Origin of the sequence: Pseudomonas sp. R62, from assembly GCF_000257605.1 — a bacterium.
In the GTDB taxonomy this organism is placed as follows: domain Bacteria; phylum Pseudomonadota; class Gammaproteobacteria; order Pseudomonadales; family Pseudomonadaceae; genus Aquipseudomonas; species Aquipseudomonas atacamensis.
The window spans coordinates 1536570-1541644 of the sequence record NZ_JH635998.1; the positions used below are offsets into that span (position 1 = coordinate 1536570).

4 protein-coding genes and 1 pseudogene are annotated in these 5075 nt (G+C 60.9%); all 5 read right to left on the reverse strand.

The genetic code is table 11. From position 1 onward, the window contains the following. Nucleotides 1–516 (reverse strand): annotated as a pseudogene (locus OQK_RS08175) (methyl-accepting chemotaxis protein); the annotation flags it as partial. 139 nt (nucleotides 517–655) lie between these two features. Beyond that, nucleotides 656–1945, reverse strand: coding sequence for an adenylosuccinate synthase (locus tag OQK_RS08180; protein ID WP_016771943.1), 1290 nt, complete (start codon nucleotides 1943–1945; stop codon nucleotides 656–658). 54 nt (nucleotides 1946–1999) lie between these two features. Next, nucleotides 2000–3187, reverse strand: a complete 1188-nt coding sequence (locus OQK_RS08185; protein WP_016771944.1) for an ATP phosphoribosyltransferase regulatory subunit — start codon at nucleotides 3185–3187, stop codon at nucleotides 2000–2002. 312 nt (nucleotides 3188–3499) lie between these two features. Continuing rightward, nucleotides 3500–4369: a protease modulator HflC gene (gene hflC, locus OQK_RS08190; RefSeq protein ID WP_016771945.1), complete on the reverse strand. Its 870-nt coding sequence runs from the start codon at nucleotides 4367–4369 to the stop codon at nucleotides 3500–3502. After that, the coding region (gene hflK / locus OQK_RS08195; protein WP_038860737.1) for an FtsH protease activity modulator HflK at nucleotides 4369–5075 on the reverse strand (707 nt) is incomplete at its 5' end. The genes hflK and hflC, both read right to left, overlap by 1 nt.

Below are 5075 nucleotides of genomic sequence, written 5' to 3' on the forward strand. Positions count from 1 at the left end.
GGCCTTGTTGATCGGATTTTCACGGTTGAGATAACGGGTCAGATGCTGGCCGGTGGCGTCGTCATACACCACGAACAGCACGTTGGGATTGCGCTGGGCGCGACGAGCGAACTCCGAGAGCGTCGGCACGTCGCTGTCCCACATCGCACGCGGCGCTACGGATGCAAGCAACTGCGCCATGTCGTTGGCCGAATCCTTCAGATCCTTTTCCAGCGTCGCCCGCAGTTGCGCCTGCTCTTCTTTGAGGCGTGTGGACAGGCCAGCCGTGAGGCGCTGACGAGTGCTGGCCGATAACGCATCAAGACTTGAAGTGACTTCACGCCCCGCCTGCTCCAGCTCACCGGAGAGTTTCTGGCTGTCGGCACCCAGGCGCACGGCCAGATCGGCTTCCAGCGCGGTCACCGTGCTCCGCGTCAGGGCAACCGCCACCAACACCTGCACCAAAAGGGCGATACCAAGGGTAACGAACACCGGCCGCAACAAACGGCTTTGTAACAGTGAGAGAACGGCTGACACTTTAAATCCCTCTACTTCTGACGCCATTAATTTGATGGCACTCTTGTAGACAGATTCACAGCAAAGGTCATGCCGTCCAACAGGCATAAACGACAAAGGCCCCGATTAAGGGGCCTTTGTTTTTTACATCAACGACTTATCAAGCGAACGGATGACGCAGAACGATGGTTTCGTTGCGGTCCGGGCCCGTCGAAATAATGTCGATCGGCGCGCCGATCAACTCTTCAACGCGTTTGATGTAGGCACGAGCATTGGCCGGCAGCTCTTCCAGGGTCTTGGCGCCCACGGTCGATTCGCTCCAGCCCGGAACTTCTTCGTACACCGGCTGCAGGCCGACGTAGCTGTCAGCATCGGTCGGGGCAACAGCATTGCCCTGCGCGTCCTTGTAGCCGACGCAGATGTTGATGGTTTCCAGACCGTCAAGCACGTCCAGCTTGGTCAGGCAGATGCCCGAGATGCTGTTCACGTCGATAGCGCGACGCAGGATGACGGCGTCAAACCAGCCGCAGCGACGGGCACGGCCGGTGGTAGCGCCGAACTCGTGACCCTGCTTGGCCAGGTGCGCACCGACTTCGTCAAACAGCTCGGTCGGGAACGGGCCGGAACCGACGCGAGTGGTGTAAGCCTTGGTGATGCCCAGGATGTAGTCGAGGAACATCGGACCCACGCCCGAACCAGTCGCCACGCCGCCAGCGGTGGTGTTGGAGCTGGTCACGTACGGGTAGGTGCCGTGGTCGATGTCGAGCAAAGAACCTTGCGCGCCTTCAAACATGATGTCCTTGCCGGCACGACGCAGGTCGTGCAGCTCAGCGGTCACGTCGAGCATCAGCGGCTTGAGCAGCTCAGCGTATTCCTTGCACTCGGCCAGGGTCTTTTCGAACTCGATGGCTGGCTCTTTGTAGTAACCGACCAGCATGAAGTTGTGGTAATCCACCAGTTCACGCAGCTTGTCTTCGAAGCGTGGCATGTTCAGCAGGTCGCCGACACGCAGGCCACGACGGGCAACCTTGTCTTCGTAAGCCGGGCCGATGCCGCGACCGGTGGTACCGATCTTCAGCTCGCCACGGGCCTTTTCACGGGCCTGGTCCAGCGCGACGTGGAAGGACAGGATCAGCGGGCAGGACGGGCTGATACGCAGGCGCTCGCGCACCGGTACGCCTTTCTCTTCCAGCTTGGTGATCTCGCGCAGCAGGGCGTCAGGTGCAACCACCACGCCGTTGCCGATCAGGCATTGCACGCCTTCGCGCAGCACGCCCGACGGAATCAGGTGCAAGACGGTTTTCTCGCCGTCGATCACCAGCGTGTGACCCGCGTTGTGGCCACCCTGGTAGCGCACTACGGCGGCAGCATGTTCGGTCAGCAGATCAACGATCTTGCCTTTGCCCTCATCACCCCACTGGGTGCCCAGGACTACGACATTCTTACCCATAACACTTGTCCTCATTCGCGCAAACTTGGTGCCGGCGATGGCCGGCAGGAAAACTCAAGAAGCCAGTGGCGATACTTGCCAAAGCCCGTTCTGCTGAATCAATTGCCGGTCGCAGTCCGCATCACGGGCGGCGGCCAAAGGTTGTCCAGGCAAGGCCTGAACGACACGCTGACCCTCACTGCGCAACTGGCAAACCTGCTGCCAGAGTGCCGCATCCGTACTGTCAGGCATCCAGATACCGCCAGACGGTAGCTCGATCTCAGCACGCCCCAGGGTCACCAGGGTTTTCAAATCGGTAGAGAAACCAGTCGCCGGACGGGCGCGACCGAAGTCGGCACCGATGTCATCGTAACGACCGCCCTGAGCGATGGACTGGCCAACGCCCGGCACGAACACCGCGAACACCACACCGGTGTGGTAGTGGTAGCCGCGCAACTCGCCGAGGTCGAAATACAGCGGCAGCTGCGGGAAGCGCACGGAAAGACGCTCGGCGATCGCCAGCAGATCTTCCAGCGCCGCCAGCACCGGCGCCGGCGCATTGGCCAGACGCTCGCGCGCAGCGCTCAACACTTCACGGCCGCCACACAGATCAACCAGTGCGCGGAGCATGCCCGACAGATCGGCCGGCAGGCCTTCGGTCAGGGTAATCACTTCATCGATGGCCTTGCGCTGCAGGGCATCGAACAACTGCTGTTCAACTTCACCAGACAGACCGGCGGCGCGCGCCAGACCACGGTAGATGCCGACATGGCCGAGGTCCATGTGCACGTCCGGCACATCGGCCAGCTGCAGCATGGCCAGCATCAGGCTGATGACTTCGACATCGCTGCTCGGGCTGGCGTCGCCGTACAGCTCGGCGCCCAGCTGGATCGGGCTGCGCGAGGACGACAATGCACGCGGCTGGGCATGCAGGACGCTGCCGGCGTAGCACAGACGACTCGGGCCTTCGCGACGCAGGGTGTGCGCATCGATGCGCGCCACTTGCGGCGTGATGTCGGCGCGGAAACCCATCTGCCGGCCCGATTGCGGGTCGATGACCTTGAAGGTACGCAGATCCAGGTCCTGGCCCGCGCCGGTCAGCAGGGATTCCAGGTACTCGATATGGGGAGTCACGACGAACTCGTAACCCCAGCTCTGGAACAGATCCAACACCTGACGACGCGCGACTTCAATGCGCGCCGCCTCCGGTGGCAGTACTTCTTCGATGCCATCTGGCAGCAGCCAGCGGTCTACCGTTGCCATTACGCCATTCCCCTTTGATCCGGGCGGCCAGCACTAGGCGAGCCTTGAGTGAAGCAGAAAATGACCGGGGCGTTCAAAACGCACGCGCATGAACGACGCAGCGAAAGGCCGGCTGGCGGCTTCGCCCATCACTTTCCTCGAAAAACGCCCGGGCTATTCAAACCCGATGTCTGCAACAAAAACAGCAATCAAACGTGCAGACGCAAAAAAGCCGGGAATTTCCCGGCTGCCGCATCATACACACGTTTTCCGAAAGGATCACCCCGCCCGAGGTTTTAGCCGCCGGGCGGACTGATTCAGGTCAACGTCGTATCAAGGTTTGGCTTTTTCCAGATAACGGAAGAAGTCGCTGCTTGGGTCGAGGACCAGGACGTCGGATTTGTTCGCGAAGCTTTCACGGTAGGCACGCAGGCTACGGTAGAAACCGTAGAACTCCTGGTCCTGGCCGTAGGCCTTGGAGTAGATCGCAGCAGCCTGGGCGTCACCGTCACCGCGAACCTCTTCGGATTCACGATAGGCTTCAGCCAGCAGCACGCGGCGTTGACGATCGGCGTCGGCACGGATGCCTTCGGCCAGCTCGTTACCCTTGGCGCGGTGCTCGCGAGCTTCACGCTCCCGCTCGGTGCTCATACGCTCGAACACGCTGCGGTTCACTTCCTTCGGCAGATCGATGGCCTTGACCCGGACATCGACCACTTCGATGCCCAGCTCTTTTTCCGCCATCTTGTTCAGCGACGCAGTGATGTCAGCCATCAGCGCATCACGCTCACCCGACACCACTTCGTGCAGGGTGCGCTTGCCGAACTGGTCACGCAGGCCCGATTCGAGACGACGGGACAGACGCTCGTCGGCGATCTGCTTCAGACCCGAAGTCGCGGTGTAGAAGCGCTCGGCATCTTTCACCCGCCACTTGGCGTAGGCATCGACCATCACGGCTTTCTTTTCCAGAGTCAGGAAGCGCTGCGTCGGTGCATCCAGCGTCAGCAGACGCGCGTCGAATTTGCGCACCTGGTTGACGTAAGGCACCTTCACATGCAGACCCGGCTGGACATCGGCCTGAACCACACGACCGAATTGCAGCAGCACCGCGCGCTCGGTCTGAGCGACGATGTAGAAGCAATTCCAGCCCACCAGTACCACAACGACGCCAACGATCAGGGCGATCAGCGATTTATTGCTCATCAGCGGGTCTCCCTTGTACGCGTCTGCGGCACGTCGGTGACATGCGGCGTGACGTCCGTGTTGTTGCTGGCGGCCGAACCGGTCACCGGTGCATTACCCGAACTGTTCTGGATCATCTTGTCCAACGGCAGGTAGAGCAGATTGCTCTGGCCGTTCTTGTTGCCGGTCACGAGGACCTTGCTGGTATTGCTGAAGACTTCCTGCATGGTGTCCAGGTACAGACGCTCGCGGGTGACTTCAGGTGCCTTGCGATACTCGGCGACCAGTTTGGTGAAGCGATCGGCCTCACCCTTGGCGCGCGAGATGGTCTCGTCGCGATAACCGTTGGCATCTTCGATGATGCGCTGGGCCTGACCACGGGCTTCCGGCACAACGCCGTTGGCGTAGGTTTCAGCCTGGTTGCGCGAACGCTGCTCGTCTTCACGGGCGCGGATCACGTCATCGAAGGCTTCCTGTACTTCACGCGGTGCCGCTGCGCTCTGTACGTTGACCTGGGTGACGGTGATACCGGTGCGATAGGTATCGAGGAAACGTTGCAGACGCTCCTTGATTTCGCTGGCCATCAATTCACGACCTTCGGTCAGCACCTGATCCATGGCGGTGGAACCGACCACGTGACGCAGCGCACTTTCAGTCGCGTGCTGCAGGCTGATTTCCGGCTGATCGACGTTCAGCACGAAGTCCTGCAGGTTGCTGATCTTGTACT